This window comes from Phaeobacter sp. JH204B (assembly GCF_048055755.1).
Lineage (GTDB): Bacteria > Pseudomonadota > Alphaproteobacteria > Rhodobacterales > Rhodobacteraceae > Phaeobacter > Phaeobacter bryozoorum.
The window spans coordinates 88561-106726 of the sequence record NZ_JAYMXF010000009.1; the positions used below are offsets into that span (position 1 = coordinate 88561).

Annotated in this window: 14 protein-coding genes and 1 tRNA gene; 7 read left to right on the forward strand and 8 right to left on the reverse strand. The window is 64.2% G+C overall.

Going from position 1 to position 18166, the window contains the following annotated elements; genetic code table 11:
• Nucleotides 1-20: 20 nt before the first annotated feature.
• From VXL81_RS04565 to VXL81_RS04585, 5 genes are all read left to right on the forward strand, one after another.
• Nucleotides 21-110 (forward strand) — tRNA-Ser (locus VXL81_RS04565).
• Nucleotides 111-305: 195 nt separating this feature from the next.
• Complete coding sequence (locus VXL81_RS04570) at nucleotides 306-1370, forward strand: LacI family DNA-binding transcriptional regulator (RefSeq protein WP_416553119.1); 1065 nt, start codon at nucleotides 306-308, stop codon at nucleotides 1368-1370.
• Nucleotides 1371-1372: 2 nt separating this feature from the next.
• Nucleotides 1373-2677, forward strand: a complete 1305-nt coding sequence (gene xylA, locus VXL81_RS04575; RefSeq protein WP_416553121.1) for a xylose isomerase — start codon at nucleotides 1373-1375, stop codon at nucleotides 2675-2677.
• 39 nt (nucleotides 2678-2716) lie between these two features.
• Nucleotides 2717-4153: a xylulokinase gene (gene xylB / locus VXL81_RS04580; RefSeq protein WP_416553123.1), complete on the forward strand. Its 1437-nt coding sequence runs from the start codon at nucleotides 2717-2719 to the stop codon at nucleotides 4151-4153.
• Nucleotides 4154-4669: 516 nt separating this feature from the next.
• Nucleotides 4670-5269, forward strand: coding sequence for a Hint domain-containing protein (locus VXL81_RS04585; protein WP_416553125.1), 600 nt, complete (start codon nucleotides 4670-4672; stop codon nucleotides 5267-5269).
• Nucleotides 5270-5278: 9 nt separating this feature from the next.
• On the opposite strand, the gene VXL81_RS04590 is transcribed toward VXL81_RS04585, so the two are convergent.
• From VXL81_RS04590 to VXL81_RS04615, 6 genes are all read right to left on the reverse strand, one after another.
• Nucleotides 5279-5941, reverse strand: a complete 663-nt coding sequence (locus VXL81_RS04590; protein ID WP_416542349.1) for a nucleotidyltransferase family protein — start codon at nucleotides 5939-5941, stop codon at nucleotides 5279-5281.
• Nucleotides 5942-6186: 245 nt separating this feature from the next.
• Nucleotides 6187-8604 (reverse strand): GcvT family protein, encoded by a 2418-nt coding sequence (locus VXL81_RS04595; protein WP_416553127.1) that lies wholly within the window; start codon nucleotides 8602-8604, stop codon nucleotides 6187-6189.
• A gap of 188 nt (nucleotides 8605-8792) precedes the next feature.
• Nucleotides 8793-10103 carry an HlyC/CorC family transporter gene (locus VXL81_RS04600; protein WP_340545425.1) on the reverse strand — a complete coding sequence of 437 codons (1311 nt, stop codon included), beginning with the start codon at nucleotides 10101-10103 and terminating at the stop codon, nucleotides 8793-8795.
• Between the two features lie 95 nt (nucleotides 10104-10198).
• Nucleotides 10199-11206: a site-specific tyrosine recombinase XerD gene (locus VXL81_RS04605; RefSeq protein ID WP_416553129.1), complete on the reverse strand. Its 1008-nt coding sequence runs from the start codon at nucleotides 11204-11206 to the stop codon at nucleotides 10199-10201.
• Between the two features lie 24 nt (nucleotides 11207-11230).
• A complete protein-coding gene (locus tag VXL81_RS04610) occupies nucleotides 11231-12979 on the reverse strand; it encodes a hypothetical protein (RefSeq protein ID WP_416538689.1) in 1749 nt (582 codons plus the stop codon).
• Nucleotides 12969-13118 carry a hypothetical protein gene (locus tag VXL81_RS04615; protein WP_340545428.1) on the reverse strand — a complete coding sequence of 50 codons (150 nt, stop codon included), beginning with the start codon at nucleotides 13116-13118 and terminating at the stop codon, nucleotides 12969-12971. The genes VXL81_RS04610 and VXL81_RS04615 overlap by 11 nt, the downstream gene beginning before the upstream one ends.
• 81 nt (nucleotides 13119-13199) lie before the next feature.
• Here VXL81_RS04615 and VXL81_RS04620 point away from each other — a divergent pair, with 81 nt between their 5' ends.
• Entirely contained in the window at nucleotides 13200-13790 is a 591-nt protein-coding gene (locus VXL81_RS04620; protein WP_340545429.1) for a shikimate kinase, read from the forward strand.
• Nucleotides 13790-14917, forward strand: a complete 1128-nt coding sequence (gene aroB / locus VXL81_RS04625) for a 3-dehydroquinate synthase (RefSeq protein WP_416536049.1) — start codon at nucleotides 13790-13792, stop codon at nucleotides 14915-14917. Before VXL81_RS04620 ends, aroB begins: the two co-directional genes overlap by 1 nt.
• A gap of 143 nt (nucleotides 14918-15060) precedes the next feature.
• Here the strand turns inward: aroB and VXL81_RS04630 are convergent, their stop codons facing one another.
• Both VXL81_RS04630 and ssb read right to left on the reverse strand, forming a co-directional pair.
• Complete coding sequence (locus VXL81_RS04630) at nucleotides 15061-17283, reverse strand: methyl-accepting chemotaxis protein (protein ID WP_416553131.1); 2223 nt, start codon at nucleotides 17281-17283, stop codon at nucleotides 15061-15063.
• A 273-nt stretch (nucleotides 17284-17556) separates the two neighbouring features.
• On the reverse strand, nucleotides 17557-18084 hold the full coding sequence (ssb, locus tag VXL81_RS04635) for a single-stranded DNA-binding protein (protein WP_340545431.1): 528 nt from the start codon (nucleotides 18082-18084) through the stop codon (nucleotides 17557-17559).
• Nucleotides 18085-18166: the final 82 nt, after the last annotated feature.

The following is an 18166-nucleotide window of genomic DNA, read 5'->3' on the forward strand; positions in this document are numbered from 1 at the left end:
CCGTCAAAAGTCCGCCCAACGGAGAGGTGGCCGAGTGGTCGAAGGCGCACGCCTGGAAAGTGTGTAGGCGGGGAACCGTCTCCAGGGTTCGAATCCCTGTCTCTCCGCCATAACATCTAGACCAAGATGGTTTTATGACAGCCGCCACAGCATGTGGTGGCTTTTTGCGTTTCAGACCTTGCCCCCGTGATCCATCAGCCACCTGTCAGATCGTGGCGACCGCGGCTTGATCGACAAAATGATAGACGTCTATCAGAAAATGATATACGTCTGTCAAAACTGCCGGAAACAGATGGGCTGCAAGGATGGGAAAACCCACATTACATGATGTCGCTGCCGCGGCCGGGGTCAGCTACGCCACGGCGGACCGGGTGCTGAACAATCGCGGCGGGGTGGCGAAAAAATCGCAGGACCGGGTGCGCGCCGCCATTGCCGAGCTGGGCTATCAGCGCGATATCACCGCCGCCAATCTGTCACGCCGTCGCCGCTACCGGTTTGCCTTTCTGCTGCCGATGGCGGGCGAGGGCTTCTTTGCCCGGCTGCATGAGCATCTCCAAAGCGAACAGACCCGCCGCGCGCAGGCGCGCCAGCAGATCACCATCACCCATGTGCCTGCCTTTGATGCGGCGGCGCTGGTGCGGGCGATCGAAAACTGCGCCGCCGAGGATTACGACGGCCTCTGCCTTGTGGCGGTGGAGGATCCGCAGGTTGAGGCCGGGCTGACCAGCCTGCGGGCCAGGGGTGTTGCCGTGGTCACACTGGTCGCCGACAGCCCGGAAACCACGCGGGATGCCTATGTGGGGATCGACAACCGGACCGCAGGTCGCACCGCAGGCGACCTGATGGTGCTGGCCCATCGCGGAGCGGCCTCCGAAGGGCGGGGCCGGATCCTTCCCATCACCGGCAGTCTCAGCGCCCGCGATCATGCCGACCGCTACGCCGGGTTCTGCGATGTGGTCTCGCCCGGTCTGCCGGTGCTGCCACCGCTGGAGACCGGCGACGACCCCGATGTGCTGGAACAGGCGCTGCGCCGCGCGCTTGATGCAAACCCCGACATTACCGGGGTCTACAATCTGGGTGCCGGCATTCCGGGGCTGGTCGCGGCCCTGTCGGCGACGGCACGGCCGCACCCTCCGGTGGTGATCAGCCACGAACTCTGCGCCGCGACCCGCGATGCCGTGGCGCAGGGCCTTATTGATGCGGTGATCGACCAGAAACCGGCGCAGGAAATCACCGCCGCCCTTGCGGCCCTTGTCGCGCTCAGCGACGGGCTGCCGTTCGACCCGCTGACCGCGCAGATCATTCCCGCCGTCCATTTCAAACACAACATGCCCCCGCAGCCTGCGGTCGGGCCAGAAGAGAGGGCCTGACCATGGCTGGCTATTTCGACGACATCGCAGCAATCACCTACAATCCAGATGGCGACGGGCTGGCCTATCGCCACTACAACCCCGATGAAATGATCATGGGCAAACGGATGGAAGACCACCTGCGCTTTGCCGTCTGCTACTGGCACAACTTTGTTTGGGAGGGGAACGACCCCTTTGGCGGGCAGACCTTTGATCGGCCGTGGTTCCCCGCCGATACCATGGATCTGGCGCGCATGAAGGCGGAGGCCGCCTTTGACATGTTCCGCATCCTCGGCGTGCCGTACTACTGTTTCCACGACCACGATATCCGGCCAGAAGGCGCAAGCCTCGCCGAAAGCCACAAACGCCTGAACCAGATGGGCGATCTGCTGGAACAGAAAATGGCAGATGGCGGTCCGAAACTTCTGTGGGGGACGGCCAATATGTTCTCCAACCGCCGCTATATGGCCGGCGCCAGCACCAACCCTGACCCGGATGTCTTTGCCTATTGCGCCTCCACCGTGCGCGCCTGCATGGATCTGACCCATCGTCTGAACGGCGAGAACTATGTCCTTTGGGGCGGACGCGAGGGCTATGAAACCCTGCTCAACACCGATCTGTCGCGTGAGCTGGAGCAGATGGGCCGTTTCCTGTCGATGGTGGTCGACTACAAACACAAGATCGGCTTCAAAGGCGCGATCCTGATCGAGCCAAAGCCGCAGGAGCCGACCAAACATCAATATGACTATGACGTTGCCACCGTTTACGGCTTCCTCAAACGCTTTGGTCTTGAGGATGAGGTGAAGGTGAACATTGAACAGGGTCACGCGATCCTCGCCGGTCACAGCTTTGAACATGAGATCGCCATGGCCAACGCGCTGGGGATCTTTGGCTCCATCGACATGAACCGCAACGACTACCAGTCCGGCTGGGACACCGATCAGTTCCCCAACAACGTGCCGGAGGTGGCGCTGGCCTATTATGAAATTCTGCGCGGCGGTGGCTTTGCCAGCGGCGGCACCAATTTCGATGCCAAGCTGCGCCGTCAGTCGCTGGATGCCGAGGATCTGATCGCGGCCCATGTGGGGGCCATGGACGTCTGCGCGCGGGGGCTACGCGCCGCCGCTGCCATGCTGGAAAGTGATAGCCTCGAGGCCAAGCGCCGCGACCGTTACGCCGGTTGGACCACTGCCGAGGCGCAGGCCTATCTGGCCGAGGGCGCAACGCTGGAGGCCATCGCCGATCAGGCCGAGGCCAGGGCGCTTGATCCGCAGCCGGTCTCTGGCCGTCAGGAACAGCTGGAGGCGCTGGTCAACCGCTTCGTCTGAGGCGGCAGGACCACGGCGTAATGGGGAGAGGGCACAGATATGTATCTTGGCATTGATCTTGGCACATCGGGGCTACGCGCGCTGATGACCGATGCGGCGGGCAAGCCTGTCGCCTCGGCTGAGGCGCAGTATTGCGTGCAGACCCCCCATCCCGGCTGGTCGGAACAGGATCCCGGCGACTGGATTACCGCGCTGGATCGCGCGATGGACCAGCTGCGGGATACCCCCGGCTATGGTCAGATATGCGGCATTGCAGTGGCAGGGCATATGCACGGTGCGGTGCTGCTGGACGGCGCAGATCAGGTGCTGCGGCCCTGCATCCTGTGGAACGACACCCGTTCCGCCGCCGAGGCGGCTGAGCTGGACGCTACAGCGAAGGTCCGCGATCTGAGCGGCAATATCGTCTTTCCGGGGTTCACCGCGCCGAAACTTTTGTGGGTGCAGCGCCACGAGCCGGAGATTTTTGCCAATACGGCCAAGGTCCTGCTGCCTGCGGCCTATCTGAACCTGCATCTGACCGGGCGCCACGTGGCCGACATGTCCGACAGCGCAGGCACCTCCTGGCTGGATGTGGGGGCGCGGGACTGGTCGGAGCCTCTGCTGCGCGCGGGTCACATGCGGCGTGATCAAATGCCGGATCTGGTCGAGGGCTGCGAGCCTGGTGGTATCCTGCGTCCCGAACTGGCCGCGCGCTGGGGATTTGGCAAAGACGTGACCGTGGCCGGTGGCGCAGGCGACAATGCCGCTGCGGCCTGTGGCACCGGGGTGATGGCATCGGGGCAGGGGTTTGTCTCGCTTGGCACCTCCGGTGTGGTGCTGACCGCGCGAGACGGGTTCCACCCGGATCCGGCAACGGCGGTGCATACCTTCTGTCACGCGATCCCGGAGCGCTGGTATCAGATGGGGGTGATGCTCTCGGCCACCGATTGCCTGAACTGGCTGGGACGGATCACCGGACGCAGCCCTGCGGATCTGACAGCAGGTCTTGGCGATCAGCTGCGCCCCCCCGGCGAGGTGACATTCCTTCCCTATCTCTCCGGTGAGCGCACGCCGCATAACTCGGCAAGCCTGCGCGGTGGGTTTCAGGGGCTGTCGGTCGCGACCACGACCGAGGATATGGCCCGCGCGGTGATGGAGGGTGTCTGCTACGGGCTGCGCGACTGTCTGGCGGCGCTGCGCAGTACCGGCGCTGAGCTGGACAGCTGTCTGGTCATCGGCGGCGGCAGCAGATCACCCTATTGGGTCAGGCTGCTGGCCACGGTGCTGGACCTGCCGCTGCATCTCCCGCAGGGGGGCGAGTTCGGCGCCGCGCTTGGTGCGGCGCGACTGGCCCGGCTGGCGGTGACAGGTGCGGATCCCGCCGAGGTTCTGACCGCGCCGCAGATCGCGCGCACGGTCACCCCCGATGCTGCCCTGCGCGATGGTTTTGACGCAGCCTATGCGACCTTTCGCCAGCGGGTCAGCGACATGATCTGAGCGCTGGTCGGCGCCTCAGTCGGCGTCACGGGGCCGGGCGAATCGTAAATCAGCCCGTGGTGGCGACAAGTTGTCTAAAATTCTCCCCATTGTTGCGCGCCGTGGGACAACCCCTGCGCCCAGCGGTTCGCGTGATGGATCTGACAGAGGGCGGCTGTGCGCTCTGATGATCTGCCATTGTTTGCAGGATGGCGACAAACGGCGGTTGTTTCGCGGCGGTGACGGCAGATTCTGCGGGATCGCGCGGTGACGGCGGTCAGACCGGAAACAATCCCCGGCCTCTGGGGACGGGATCATCGGACGGCCGGGCCGGCGGATGCACGCTGATTAAGATTTTGTTCTTTTTTAGGCAGATTTGCCCGCGTAGGGTAATCCCATGCTGCCACAGGATGAGTGGCGCTCTCTTCAAAGCTGTACCCCGAGGTGTGGCGCCCCTTTGCAATACCAAGGCAGGCCAGGGACCGGTTGCACGGCTGTGCGACCGGGGTGGTCGGGCTTTTGGACGGAGATCATGACGTGCCTTGCTTTACGCCCGGAACAACTGTTGCGACCCCTCAGGGGAGCTGTGCTGTCGAGGATCTGAGCGTTGGCGATCGGGTGATGACCCGCGACAACGGCCTGCAGCCCATTCGCTGGATCGGGCGGCGGAGGCTGGATCGCAGCGCCCTGCAGGCGGCGGCACATCTGCAACCGGTGCTGATCGCGGCAGGGTCGCTTGGCAATGGGATGCCGGAGCGGGATCTGCTGCTCAGCCCGAGCCATCGGGTGCTGATCGGCAATGACAAGACTGCGTTTTATTTCGAGAATCGCGAGATACTGGTCGCGGCCAAACATCTGACCGGATTGTCCGGGGTCGATGCGGTAGAGACCACCAGCATCGACTATCTGCATTTTGTCTGTGAGGACCATCAGGTGGTCTGTGCCGACGGGGCGTGGATCGAGTGTTTTCAGCCTGCCGACCAGTCCCAGCGCGGCTTGGATCGCGCCCAGCGCGATGAGGTGCTGATGCTGTTTCCCGAGTTGCAGACACGGCCGCCGGTGCCCGGTGGGCCCCCTGCGCAGCCGTCACGCCGACGGCCGGGGTGCAAGGCGGGGGCGCAGTGGTTCATCCACTAGCCCTGTGGCCTAATCGCTTTTGAATGTCGTGCGCGCGCGGCGCCAGGCCGTCCACGCCTCGGGCGTGTCCAGATCGGTGAGCGCATGGGCCTCGGGCAGCGGCACCGGGTGAATGGTCTCTCCCTGATCCTGTGCAGCCTTTAGAACCGCGCGGGCACCCTGATCGCCGCTAAGCTGGCCGAGCGCGGCGAAATACCGGCGGGGAAAGACCACCGGATGTCCAAACCGCTCCTGCGCCCCGGTGATTGGGCCTGTGGCTGCACCGGTTGCTGTTCCGGTCGCGCGCAGGATCCGGTCTGGCAGCGCCATAGCGCTGCCCGCGACCTGCGCCAGATCGGCTTGCGTCAACTCCGGCATATCGGCAGGCAGGATCATCACCGCCTCGTAGCTCTTGGTCAGACCTGCGATGCCTGAGCGAATGGAGGCGGCCATGCCCTCCTGCGCGTCCGGCACAAAGAGCGCTGTTGCAGCGGGGCAGGCGCGGCTGAGCAGCTGGGCTCTTGGGTGGGGTGCGGCTGGCAAGGTGACATAGGTGTCCTGCCCGGTGCCAAGGGCCGCCCCGCAGATCCGGGCCAGAAGCGGTGTTCCGTCGATCTCCTCCAGCAGTTTGTCACGCCCGCGCATCCGCGAGGCGCTGCCGGCAGCGAGGATCAGAATGGCGATGGCGGTCATATCTGTCGCCTCCCTGGCGTGGTGCCGCGCTGTCGGAAGCCTCCGGCGGGGATATTTAGGGCCAGAAGAGGAGGGGGGTCCAGCAAAAGCGACAGGGCAGGTCAGTGAGGCTGACGTAATGTTTCGCGTGCGAAACATTGGGGCCGGGGCAGGACCCATCTGTTGCACGAAAGCGGCGGCCCGGCGCGCGCTGACATGGCAACGGTGGGGGAGACGGGTCAGAAATATTGACCCGCCTGCTGCTGTCAGCCGCGCATCCGGGCGCCGTCGGCATCAAACAGCGGCCTGGTGATCAGTCGGGCCTTGTGCATCTTGCCCAGGATCTCGATCTCGACCGCCAGACCCTCTTCAGCGCGGTTGGTGGGGACAAAGCCGAGTGCGATGGATTTCTGCGCGTGGTGGGAGTAGCCGCCGGAGGTGCAGAAGCCCACAACTGCGCCGTCCAGCCAGATCGGCTCATAGGCGGTCACATCTGCGTCGTCAGCCTCCACCTCAAAGGCGCAGAGTCGGCGGGCTGGCGGTGTGTCGCGTCCGGCTTCAGCCGCGGCGCGGCCAATGAAATCAACGGGTTTCTTGAAGGAGATAAAGCGGTCCAAGCCGGTTTCCGCCGCCGTGTAATCGGGGGAGAATTCGCGCAGCCAGGAGCCGAAGAACCTGTCGAGCCTGAGCGACATCATCGCCCGCATGCCAAAGGGTTTCATGCCGTGCGGCTGGCCTGCATTCCACAGCGCATCCCACAGGGCGCGCTGGCTGGGCAGGTCGCAGTAGATTTCATAGCCCAGATCCCCGGTATAGCTGACCCGCTGCACGATGCAGTCGGCCATGCCCAAGTTCAGGCGGCGCACATCCATGAAGCGCATGTCCGAGATGTCTTGCCTTGTGCAGGCTTGCAGGACCGCGCGCGCGCGGGGGCCTGCGATCTGGAAGCCTGTGCGGGTGTCGGAGATGTTCTCAATGCTGATGCCGTCGTCGTTATTCTGCAGGAACCAGCGCATATGGTAGGCCTGCGCGCCGTAAGAGGCGGTGAGCTGGAACTCGTCCTCGGACAGGCAGGAGATGGTGAAGTCGCCGATCAGGCGACCCTTGGGCGACAGCATCGGTGTCAGCGACAGGCGGCCCGGCTGTGGCACCCGACCGGCCATGATGCGGTCGAGCCAGGCGCGGGCGCCGGCGCCTTTGACCAGGTATTTGCCGAAATTGTGGACCTCGTTGATACCGACGTTTTCACGCACGGCTTTCACTTCGCGTGCGGTGGCCGCGAACGCGTTGGAGCGGCGGAAGGAGGGGGTTTCATAGCGGGGCTCGTCACCTGTGGCGAAGTAGTTCGGCACCTCCAGCCCGTATTGGGCACCCCAGACCGCGCCCATGCCATCGAAGATGTCATACATCGGGGTGCTGCGGAACGGGCGGGCCGCGGGCAGTTCCTCGTTCGGGTAGGCGATGGAGAAGCGTTTCTGATAGTTTTCAATAACTTTGGGCCGAGTATAGCCCGGAGTGATCCAGCCGCCGAAACGGGCGCAGTCCATTGCGAATGTATCGCGCTCGCATTCGCCCTCGACCATCCATTGCGCCAGCATCAACCCGACGCCGCCGCCCTGGCTAAAGCCGGCCATGACGGCGCAGGCTGACCAGTAGTTGCGCATCCCCGGCACCGGGCCGACCAGCGGGTTACCGTCGGGGGCAAAGGTGAAGGGGCCGTGGATCACCGATTTGACGCCTGCGCGTTCGAGCGCCGGGAAGCGTTTGTAGGCGAAGGCGATGCTGTCCTCGATCTTGTCGAAATCATCGGGCAGCAGTTCGTGGCCGAAGTCCCATGGCGTGCCATCGACGGCCCAGGGTTTGCAGGGCTGTTCATAGAAGCCGATGCAGAGGCCGCGGCCTTCCTGACGGAGGTAGCTTTCGCCGGCCGGGTCCATCACATGCGGATGCTCGCCGCCGCCGTCGATGATTTCGGCGATCTCCGGCACCTCGTCGGTGACGATATATTGATGCTCCATCGGGTGCAGGGGCATGTAGATGCCTGCCATGGCGCCCACCTCGCGCGCCCAGAGGCCGCCGGCGTTGACGATATGTTCGGCGTGCACTGTGCCCTTGTCTGTGACCACATCCCAGCTGCCATCGGGGCGCTGGCTGGTCTCGATCACCTTGCAGTGGGTTTCAATCGTGGCGCCGCCCATGCGCGCGGCGCGGGCATAGGCGTGGGTGGTGCCGGAGGGGTCGAGGTGGCCATCGAGCGGGTCATACAAGCCGCCGATGATGCCGTCGATATTGGTGACCGGGGCGATTTTCTTGATCTCCTCGGGAGAGATGATCTCGGTTTCCAGCCCCATGAACCGGTGCTTGGCGCGCTCCGCCTTCAGCATGTCGAAACGTTCCTGGTTGTCCGCGAGGGTGACGCCGCCGACATGGTGCAACCCGCAGGACATGCCGGTGATCTCCTCCAGTTCCTTGTAGAGCTTGATGGTGTAGCCCTGCAGCGCCGCCATGTTGGTGTCGCCGTTCAGCGTATGGAAGCCGCCCGCCGCGTGCCAGGTGGAGCCTGAGGTCAGCTCCGAGCGTTCCAGCAGCAGGACATCGGACCAGCCGAGCTTGGTCAGGTGATAGAGCACCGAGCACCCCACAACGCCGCCACCGATCACCGCTACCCGTGTTGTCGTCTTCATCTTGCATCCCCCACTGGCTGTTTGCGGTTATTCTGGACAGATGTGTTTAGTAGTCCAGCAAAAACGCGACATCTGCCGTCGGGATTGAGCGCTGCAAGGACGAACCGGGCGTCAGCCATGGGGTGCTGCATCAAAAAAAGCCGCCACCCGGTGGGGCGGCGGCCTGATGATGCGGGGGCGCGGTTGCGTTATTGCAGCGGGCGGATTTTCAGCTCCGTCACGCGGTTGCCGTCGCGGGCGGTGACCTCAAAGCGGAAATTATGGAAGGAAAAGACCTGCCCCACGACGGGGATTGTCTGCGCCTCGTGAATGACCAGACCGGCGATGGTGTTGGCCTCGTCATCGGGCAGCGACCAGTCGGTTGCGCGGTTGAGATCGCGAATGGTGGTGGCGCCATCGACCAGATAGTTGCCGTCGCTGGTTTTCTTCACCACGGTTTCCTCATCCGGGTCGAATTCATCGGTGATCTCGCCGACGATTTCCTCAAGGATGTCTTCCAGGGTGATCAGGCCCTGTAGGGTGCCGTATTCATCGACCACCAGCGCAAAATGGGTGCGTGCGCGCAGGAACTGGCGCATCTGTTCATCCAGTGTGGTGGTTTCCGGGACGAAATAGGGCGGTTTGGTCACGCTGGTGATATTGAAGTTGCGCAGCGAGGCGGCATCGCCGTCGGGGCCGCCGATCTGGGCGTACATCTCCCGCAGAAGATCCTTGGCATGGAGCACGCCTATGATGTTCTCCGGCTCGTCCTTGAACACCGGCAGGCGGGTGTGCGGCGAGGTCAGACATTGTTCGAGGATCTTCTGTGGCTCAAGGCTGGCGTCGATCATCTCGATATTGGAGCGGTGCAGCATGATTTCCTCGACAAAGCGGTCGGAGAGATCAAGGGCGCCAAGGATCCGGTCGCGGTCTTCCTTTTCGACCACGCCTTCGGAGTGGCCAAGGTGCAGGGCGCCGGCGATTTCCTCGCGGACGGCCATGATGTGGCTGTTGGGGTCGATGCGTACGCCAAACAGACGGAGCACACCGCGCACCAGAAGGCGGACGGCCCCCACCACGGGGGCCAGCAACGTGACCAATATGCCAATCGGAGGGGCAACGGCGGCGGCGGCTTTCTCGGCATTGGAGATGGCGTAGGTCTTGGGCAGGACCTCGGCAAAGATCAGCACCAGAAGGGTCATGACGAGGGTGGCCAGCGCGACACCGCTTTCGCCCAAGGCGCGGGTGAACAGCGCGGTGGCCAGCGAGGTGGCGAGGATATTCACCAGGTTGTTGCCCAAGAGGATCGAGCCGATCAGCCGTTCGCTGTCTTCGGTGATCGCCAGTGCACGTTTGGCGCCGTTGGAGCCCTTGTCGGCCTGCGAACGCAGCTTGCCCCGCGAAGAGGCTGTCAATGCGGTCTCGGAGCCAGAGAAAAACCCCGACAGAACCAGCAGGAAGACAATTGCGCCGGCGGTGGTCCAGAAGGTGGAATCGACAAAGGTCGTGGTGCTGTCCATCAGAGTCCCGAAAGAAATGTTGTGATCCCCATGGTTATGGGGTGCCGACCGCTCTGTCGCAAGGGGGGAGGTGGCACGCTCGCGCCGTGCGGGAGCTATTCTGTTCCCGACAGGTCGGTTTTACCCGGTGGGGCGGGGTGATCGGCAGCCCCGGCAGGGCGGGCCAGCGGGTGATGGTCCAGCACCAGCTCGCTCAGCCGGGCGTCCAGCACATGGGTGTAGATCTCGGTGGTGGCAATATCGGCATGGCCAAGCAGTGCCTGGATCGCCCGCAGATCGGCGCCATTGGTCAGAAGATGCGTGGCAAAGGCGTGGCGGAGGGTATGGGGCGACACCGCTTCGGGCGCGATGCCCCCGGCGACGGCAAATTCCTTGATCAGCAGATAGAACCGATGCCGGGTCAGATGGCCGGATTTGCCGCGCGACGGGAACAAGAAACGCGAGGGGGCGGCCCCTTTGGCAACGGCGGCCTCTTCGGCGGTGTCGCGCGCGGTAAGCCAGGCCGCCAGCGCATCGCGGGCCGGCGGCGACAGCGGCACCATGCGTTCCTTGCCGCCCTTGCCCAGCACCAGCAACATGCGCGGATCGCCCCGCGCGGCCGCCACCGGCAGGCCAACCAGCTCGCTCACCCGCATGCCGGTGGCATAGAGCAGCTCCATCAGGCAGGTGTTGCGCAGCCGGTCGGCGGTGCTGCGGCCAGACTGGCGGGCGGCATAGAGCAGCCGGTCGACCTCGATCACCTCAAGGGTTTTGGGCAGGGCCTTCTGGCGTCCCGGCCCCTTGATCTGGATCGCGGGATTGTCGCTGCGCCAGCCTTCGTCAAAGGCAAAGCGGTAGATCTGCTTGATCGCGGAGAGGCGGCGGGCGCGGGTGGCGCGGGCCAGCCCTTCGGCGTCGCAGGAGATCAGATAGGCCTCGATATTATCGCGGGAGGCCCTGCCAAAACCGAGGTTATTATGGGCAAGCCAGCTGGCGACATCCTTCAGATCGCGGCCATAGGCCAGCAAGGTGTTGCGCGCCGCACCGAGATCGGCGGCCTGCGCATCCAGAAAGGTGGAGATCCATTGCAGATCATCCTGTGGGGCATTGGCGGGGCTGCTCATCGGGGAGGGACCATGGCGGCGGGCCTAGCGACGGTTCAGCAGCAGCAGCTGCAAGGCGGCGCGGCGGGCGGTATCCTCGAGTCCGACGGCGCGGAAGGTTGCCAGCGCATCGGTGAGATCGCCGAGATTGCCCTCGGCGCCCTGGGCAAAGAGCTGCATCGCGCGCAGGATCGATTCGCCGAGCTGGCCATTGTCCAGCAGGCGCTGAAGCTTGCGAGGGGCAGCACTTTCGGGGGCAAAGGCGGCGGCGATCGCCTGCTCAAGACCGCTATGTGCCAGCTCGGCCGTCGGCACGCCCTGCGCCACCGCCGCGACAAAGGCGGCGTGGCCCTTCAGATCCGGCAGGCTGTGGGAGGCGGTTTCATAGGTCGGGGCCAGCAGGCGGATGCGCCAGGCCAGCTGTGCGGCGCTGCCCTCCAGCGGGATCCGCGCCAGCCGGTCGGCAAAAAGATCGGCAAAGGCGGTTTCGATCTCTGCGGTGCGCATGGCCTGCCAGACCTTTGGCAGGGTCTTGCTGACGGCCTCGGCGCTGCCGGTTTCGAGTGCGGTTTCAAAGCGTTGCAGCGCCGCAACCCGGTCCCAGATGCCGCCGGACGCCGCGGGGGCGCGTTCGGAGTAGAGCCCCAGCAGATGATTGGGGTTCAGCGCGCCGATGCGGGTCAGCCGTTCAGCCGCTTCCAGCTGCGCCTTCCAGCCGGCGATATCGCGCAGATCTGCCGCTGCAAACGCGCGGGGCAGATTGGCGGTCGGGCGGCGTTCTCCGATGGTTTCATACAGGCGGAAGGTCAGCGGATCCGGCGATTTGGGCGCTCGCAGGGGGGCGGCATCCTCGAACACATCGGGGTTGAGGAAGCGGTCCAGAAGGTCGAGCTGGCGGCTGTCGACCAGTTCAAGCGCATGGGCGGCCTCCAGCAGCAGCGCGGCGGTCGGCCAGTCGCCGAGTCGGGCGGCGCAGAAGATGCGGGCGGCGTAATCGGGCGCCAGATGCGGCTGTTCCTGCAGGGCACGGCAGGCGGTCTGCTCGTCACCGGTCAGCAGGGTGGCGTCGAACCAGCGCTTGAACCGGGCGGTGCTGCGGGTGGGGCCTGCCTGTTCGGCGAGGGCCTGCGCCGGGTCCGGGGCGCCAAGATCCATCAGCCGGTCCAGCCGCGCCAGCAGCAGCGTCTCGCCGCCCTCGGCAGGCGGGCGGGTTTCCGACAGCAGCAGGGTGAACATCAGCGACTGCATCGCCGGGGAGTTGCGCACAGGCACGGCGGCCAGCAGGGTGGCCAGCTCCTCGGCGCTGCTGCCGCGCCACAGGTCGACAGGCAGTCCGGTGGAGGCGGGTTTGACAAGGCCGACGGGCGCAACAAGGCTGGCGAGCGGCGTCACGGTGACCTCGGGGCGTCGGGCAGACCCGGCGACGGGTGGTTCCAGCAGAACGGTGCCGGGCAGCCCTGCATCCGGCGCCGGCGTGGCCAGCCAGTCGATGGCGGCGAGCGGATCATCCGGTTTTGCGGCCCGGCTGCCCGGTCGCGGCGTCTTGGCCGCGGGGGGCGTGGTTGATGGGGGGGTGGCAGCGGGTGCGGGGGGGCGCGTGGTCGCGGGCGATTGTGCCGGGGCCGAAGCGGCAAGGCCAACGCCGACCGCCACCCCGAGGCTCAGCGTCAGGGGGCGGGTCAGGGACGCGATCTGCGCCAGTCGCTGGGTGATCAGGGCGGGGGCGGCCTCGCATTCTCTGCCCGAGGGAGAGCGCGCAGGGGCCGACTCACCGCGCCGTTTTCTAGTCGGCATTCAGAACCACCGGTTTGCGGACCTCGGAGGTGGGGGCGTCGAAATCCGCCCCGAACCACGGCCCGACATAGGCATAGATCACCAATCCGATCGCTGCCAGTATAACTAAATAAAGTAGGTATTTGATCAATCGCCCCATGGGTGTCCCGCTGACTGCTTCTTTGGCTTTTGTGCAAGTTATATATGGCCTTTTTAGCAATATCACGTCATTCACTGAAGAATGAGCGAAAAAGAGCAAACACTCAGTGGCGCGGGTGACCGCCGGGTGCCCGGAGCGCTGAAGAAGACCATCGTCATGGTGGGGATGATGGGGGCAGGGAAGACGGCCGTGGGCCGGGCCCTTGCTGCCCGTCTGAAGGCCCCGTTTCTGGACAGCGATCACGAAATCGAGGCCGCGGCCAACCGCACCATTCCCGAAATCTTTGCCCGCGATGGCGAGCCGTTCTTTCGGCAGAAGGAGCGCCAGGTCATCCGGCGTCTTCTGGATGAGGAGCGTGGCGTGCTGTCCACCGGCGGTGGTGCGTTCCTGGCCGAGGAAAACCGCAGGATCATCTCCGAACGCGGGGTTGCGATCTGGCTGAATGCGGATCTTGAGGTGCTGTGGAACCGGGTCAAACACCGCGACACGCGGCCCCTGCTGCGCACCAAGGATCCCCATGCGACGCTGTCGGCGCTCTATCATGAACGGGTGCCTTATTATGCGCAGGCGGATCTGACCGTGGTGTCGGACGGGCAGGCGTCGATAGATGAAATGGTGAACCGGGTGATCGAGGCGCTGCGCGCCCGCCCGGACGTGCTGGAGTGGATATGATGGTGCAGTTCAGCTTGGAACGGGTTGTGCATGTCGACCTGGGCGAGCGGGCCTATGACGTGGTGATCGGGCCGGATCTTCTTGCGGATGTGGGCGCGCGGCTGCAACCATTGCTGCGCCGTCCGAAAGTGGCGGTGCTGACCGATGAGACAGTGGCTGCGCATCATCTGGAGGCCTTGCAGGCCGGGCTGGCGGAAGCGGGGATCGAGATGGCGGCGCTGGCGCTGCCCCCCGGAGAAAGCACCAAGGGCTGGCCGCAGTTCAGCCGCGCTGTGGAATGGCTGCTGGAGCAGAAGGTCGAGCGCAATGACATCGTCATCGCCTTTGGTGGCGGCGTCATCGGCGATCTGGCCGGGTTTGCGGCGGCTGTGTTGCGCCGCGGGGTGCGGTTTGTGCAGATCCCGACGTCGCTGCTGGCGCAGGTCGACAGCTCCGTCGGCGGCAAGACCGGCATCAATGCGCCGCAGGGCAAGAACCTGATCGGGGCCTTTCATCAGCCCTCGCTGGTGCTGGCGGATACCGCGCTGCTGAGCACGCTGACGCCGCGCGATTTTCTGGCCGGCTATGGCGAGGTGGTCAAATACGGGCTGCTGGGGGATGCGGCGTTTTTCGACTGGCTGGAGGCGCAGGGGCCGACATTGGCGGCCGGTGCGCGCGCGGCACGGGTGGAGGCGGTGACCCGCTCGGTGCAGATGAAGGCCGATATCGTGGTGCGTGACGAGACCGAACAGGGCGACCGCGCGCTGCTTAATCTTGGCCATACCTTCTGTCATGCGCTGGAGGCGGCCACCGGATATGGTGACCGGCTGCTGCATGGCGAAGGGGTGGCGATCGGCTGCGCGCTGGCGTTTGAGCTGTCGGCGCGGTTGGGCCTGTGCAGCCAGGAAGACCCCAGCCGGGTGCGGGCGCATCTGAAGGCGATGGGGATGAAGACCGACCTCGCCGATATCCCCGGCGACCTGCCGGATGCCGAGGCGCTGCTGGCGCTGATGGGGCAGGACAAGAAGGTGGTCGATGGCCAGCTGCGGTTCATTCTGGCGCGCGGCATCGGCCATGCTTTTGTCACCGGGGACGTGCCGCCGGAGGCGGTGCTGGAGGTGCTGCGGGAGGCGCTGGCGCAGCGGTGACGGCCTGAGGGGCGGCGCTGGCCCAGACCTGATCCCGACGTGACGGCGCGCTGCTCGGCACGCCGTTCAACTGACGCCAGCCCCTGCCATGGCGGGGGCTGTGTCATATGCCGGATGAGGATCTGGCCTGGCTGGCCTGAGGATCAGGCGACCCAGGATTCGTCGTCGTCAACGCCAGCTTCGATATCTGCGGCGTCATGCTCGGCGGCGGCGGCCATCTGCGCCGCCATCTCCGCGTCGCTGTGCTCCTCCTGCGCTGAGGCGGGGGCTGCTGTGCCTTCCAGCTGAAAGGCGCCGATCATCGTGTTCAGCTCGCGTGCCTGCTGGAACAGCTGCGTGGCCGAGGCGGTGGTCTCCTCGGTCATGGCGGCATTGGTCTGCGTCATCTGTTCCATCTCGCCGACGGCGTGGTTCACCTCGCTCAGCTGGGTCGACTGGGTCTCCAGCCCCTTTGCAATCGAGACGATCAGTACGGAAATCGCGCTCACCTGGGTGCTGACCTCGGACATGGCGCTGCCGGCAGAGCCGACGAGGCTGGATCCGGTATTGACCTGTGCCGAGCTGCGGGCGGTGATTTCGTCGATCTGCGATACCGCATCGGAGCAGCGCTGTGCCAGCCGCTGCACCTCGCTGGCGACAACGGCGAAGCCACGGCCGGCCTCACCGGCGCGCGCCGCCTCGACACCGGCATTGAGGGCCAGGAGGTTGGTCTGGAAGGCGATATCCTCGATCACCTTGGTGATCTGGGAAATCTCGTCGGAGGAGGCGCGGATCTCCTCCATCGCAGTCACCGTTTTCTGAACGATCTCTTCGCAATCGTTGACCTTGTCCTGAGTGGTGCCGGCAATGGTCTCGGCCTCCTTGGCGTTGCTGGCGGATTCGCCAACGCTGGTGGTGATCTCGTTCATGGCATGGGTGGAGCGTTCGAGCGCGGCGGCCTGCGACTCGGTGCGCCGGGACAGATCATCCATATTGGCGGCAATGGTCTGGCTGTCGTCGCCAACCGACAGGGCGGCGCTGCGGACGGTGCTCATGGCATCCTGTAGCGAGGCGGCCAGTTCGTTGAAATCCATGCGCAGGCTTTTGAAATCTTCGGGGAAATGGTCTTTCAGACGGTAGACCAGCACCTTGTTGCTGAGTTGGCTCAGCGCTTCGGCGATGGCGTCGGAGACCAGTTTCTGTTCGGCCATCGCGCGGTCCAGATGATCATCGGCCGCGCGTTTTTCGAGGGCGTGACCGCGCAGGATTTCGGCCTGTCGCGCGATATTGCCGATCTCGTCCTTGCGCGATTTGCCGGAGATGTCGATCTCCAGCTCACCGGAGCTGATCCGCTCCAGAGCGGTGGTTACCATCCGCACCCCGCCTGCGATATCGCGGGCCATCACCAGCGCGCCAAGGCTTATCGCCACGATCACAAAGGAGAGGCCAGCCAGCGTCTGGTAGAAGGCATTGTTGTTGAACCTGTCGAAAGCCTCGAAATCGGCCATCAGCTGATCGCGGATCTCGGTTTCGACCTCTTTGACAATCTCAATCGCGTTGGTGGCGATCTCGAACCACTCCTCGGCGGTCAGGTCCTGAGGGGTGCGACCGGCGAGCACATCCGACCGGATATTCGCAAAGGTCTGATAGGTTTCGCCTGCGGCCTGCCCGTCAAAAAGCTCGACGCTTTCGCTGTCGGACAGCTCATGGAAAACGCGCATGCGTTCTTTTGACTGCATATAGGAAATGAGCATCCGTGATTGCAGGTTTTCGGTCCAGCCGTTGGCGAAGCCCTGGGCACCGACCGCACGCTGGATGCCATAGGCGTCTTTGGCCATCTGAAAATAGGTAAAGGCCATCGCACGCTCGGCCAGTTCGGTGTCGTGGACCAGCACCTCAAAGGCAAGGGCGGTTTCCAGCAGGTGGAGGTTCAGTTTGCTGTAGAATTCGACCGCTTCCGGCGCGCTGATGGCCCGATCCGCGATCTTGAGGCGCATGTCATCCAGGCCTTCCAGCTCGTCATGGGCGAGACTGACGAAGACACGCGTGTTGTCGTGCAACTGTGACAGATCGGCGGTTTCGATCACCTCCAGCATATGCTCGCGCAACTCCTGCGATGTCTGGCGCTGGGTTTCCAGCCGGGCAGGGAGCGCGGTCGCCTCGGTGGAGAGGAACTCCGCAGACATGCCGCGCTCCAGCTGTAGATTATGAACCAGCTCGCTCGCGGTCAGCATGATGTCCCGGGTCAGCGTGGTGTCGAAACTCGCCCGTTTGTTCAGCGTGTACAGCACCGCGCCGGATATCCCGATAATAATAAGGAGAGGCAACCCGATGAGGGTCATAATCTTTGCCCGGATGGACATACGCTGCAACAGTCGGCTGATCATACTCTACGCTCCGGCTTAACGTTATCGGTCCGCAAAACCGTAGGTTCGAGGTGCTAATAGAATATGTACTTTATCGCCCGATAGAGATTTTAGATAAAAGATGAATTCAAAATCGCCTTGTTTTGCTGGTTATTGGCTGGGATCAATCGCCGCCGCTATCGCTATGGGAACTAAGGGTTTTGCAAAAAAAAATGCGCAGACCGATGGAGGTCTGCGCAGGAAAAACACCAGTCGACCGGGCTTTTGGCGCCGGTTCGTGACTGTGATTCGCCTTTAGAACGGGATCTCGTCATCGTCGATATTATGCGATGCGCCGCCCTGGTTGCCGCCGCCGAAGCCGCCGCCCTGACCGCCGCCGCTGGGGCCGCTGTCGTAGCCACCGCCGCCGCCATAGCTGCCGCCGCCCTGACCGCCACCATAGCCGCTGCCACCACCCTGGCCGCCTTCGTTGCGGCCATCAAGCATGGTCAGCGTGCCGCCGATGCCCTGCAAGACCACCTCTGTCGAGTAGCGGTCCTGGCCGCTCTGGTCCTGCCATTTGCGGGTTTGCAGCTGGCCCTCGATATAGACCTTGGAGCCTTTGCGCAGATATTGTTCTGCCACGCGCACCAGACCTTCGGAGAAGATCGCGACCGAATGCCATTCGGTTTTTTCGCGACGCTCGCCGGTGTTGCGGTCTTTCCAGGTCTCGGAGGTTGCGATCCGCAGGTTGCAGACCTTGCCGCCGTTCTGGAAACTGCGCACTTCGGGATCACGGCCGAGGTTGCCGATCAGGATTACTTTGTTGACTGAGCCTGCCATGGGTCTGTCCTCTTGGTCTGGTCGTTCGGAGTCGCGAAAATCAGCAAAAGCCGGGTGGTCTACCCCTCCAGCTCAGCGGTTT

Excerpts from the sequence above, each read along its gene's own strand:
- VXL81_RS04590 (WP_416542349.1), bottom strand. The coding sequence starts at position 5,941 with ATGACCGCCATCGCCATTCTGATCCTCGCTGCCGGCAGCGCCTCGCGG.
- VXL81_RS04595 (WP_416553127.1), bottom strand. The coding sequence starts at position 8,604 with ATGAAGACGACAACACGGGTAGCGGTGATCGGTGGCGGCGTTGTGGGG.
- VXL81_RS04610 (WP_416538689.1), bottom strand. The coding sequence starts at position 12,979 with ATGCCGACTAGAAAACGGCGCGGTGAGTCGGCCCCTGCGCGCTCTCCC.
- VXL81_RS04570 (WP_416553119.1), top strand. The coding sequence starts at position 306 with ATGGGAAAACCCACATTACATGATGTCGCTGCCGCGGCCGGGGTCAGC.
- xylB (WP_416553123.1), top strand. The coding sequence starts at position 2,717 with ATGTATCTTGGCATTGATCTTGGCACATCGGGGCTACGCGCGCTGATG.
- VXL81_RS04620 (WP_340545429.1), top strand. The coding sequence starts at position 13,200 with ATGAGCGAAAAAGAGCAAACACTCAGTGGCGCGGGTGACCGCCGGGTG.
- VXL81_RS04630 (WP_416553131.1), bottom strand. The coding sequence starts at position 17,283 with ATGATCAGCCGACTGTTGCAGCGTATGTCCATCCGGGCAAAGATTATG.
- VXL81_RS04605 (WP_416553129.1), bottom strand. The coding sequence starts at position 11,206 with ATGAGCAGCCCCGCCAATGCCCCACAGGATGATCTGCAATGGATCTCC.
- ssb (WP_340545431.1), bottom strand. The coding sequence starts at position 18,084 with ATGGCAGGCTCAGTCAACAAAGTAATCCTGATCGGCAACCTCGGCCGT.
- VXL81_RS04615 (WP_340545428.1), bottom strand. The coding sequence starts at position 13,118 with ATGGGGCGATTGATCAAATACCTACTTTATTTAGTTATACTGGCAGCG.
- aroB (WP_416536049.1), top strand. The coding sequence starts at position 13,790 with ATGGTGCAGTTCAGCTTGGAACGGGTTGTGCATGTCGACCTGGGCGAG.
- VXL81_RS04600 (WP_340545425.1), bottom strand. The coding sequence starts at position 10,103 with ATGGACAGCACCACGACCTTTGTCGATTCCACCTTCTGGACCACCGCC.
- xylA (WP_416553121.1), top strand. The coding sequence starts at position 1,373 with ATGGCTGGCTATTTCGACGACATCGCAGCAATCACCTACAATCCAGAT.